The sequence below is a fragment of the Shewanella sp. NIFS-20-20 genome, from assembly GCF_019209865.1.
In the GTDB taxonomy this organism is placed as follows: domain Bacteria; phylum Pseudomonadota; class Gammaproteobacteria; order Enterobacterales; family Shewanellaceae; genus Shewanella.
Genome location: NZ_JAHUTT010000132.1, coordinates 1 through 675, shown reverse-complemented (window position 1 = coordinate 675; position 675 = coordinate 1). Strand labels below are relative to the sequence as shown.

Genomic DNA, 675 nt, shown 5'->3' with positions numbered 1-675 from the left:
GTATGACTAACATCGCCTCCGCCAAAACTTGGATTGCGCTTATAGCCACGTACAGCCTTAATATCAGCTGTTCTCATGATCCGATATACACGATTTTTGCCAACGGCCTCACCATCATCTTTAAGGTCTAAAGTGATATTTCGGTAGCCATACACACAACCACTTTCTAGCCAATACTGTTTAATTTTACCTAGTAATCGCTTATCTTCAGTAGCTCTGCGACTAAGAGGCTCCTTAAGCCAGGCGTAGAAACCGCTGCGGTGAACGCCAAGTATTTCGCATAGGATTTTTACTGGGTAGTGCTTGAGCCTAGACTTTATGAACGTGTACTTTTCTTTGACTCGCTTGCAAAGTACACGGCGGCCTCCTTTAGGATATTTCGCTCTTCGGTTACGCGGCGAAGCTCAGCCTTGAGTTTACGTATTTCGTCTTGTTGATTATCAATGGTTATGTGTTGCTTTTCTGGCTTATCAAACTTATTAATCCAGTTGTGCAAACTTTTGGAAGTGACGCCTAATCTATCAGCAACATCTGCGATTTTATAACCACGCTCAGTGACTTGTTTAACAGCTTCTATTTTGAACTCATCTGGATATCGTTTTCCGCGCATGTAACACCTCATATTTTTGGTTAAGTATAACTCTATGAAGTGTCTACTGTTCTAGGGGCTTACCA

1 pseudogene is annotated in these 675 nt (G+C 42.2%); it reads right to left on the bottom strand.

The features are described from left to right. A pseudogene (locus KU855_RS18755) lies at nucleotides 1–610 on the bottom strand (IS3 family transposase); the annotation flags it as partial. Nucleotides 611–675 lie beyond the last annotated feature (65 nt).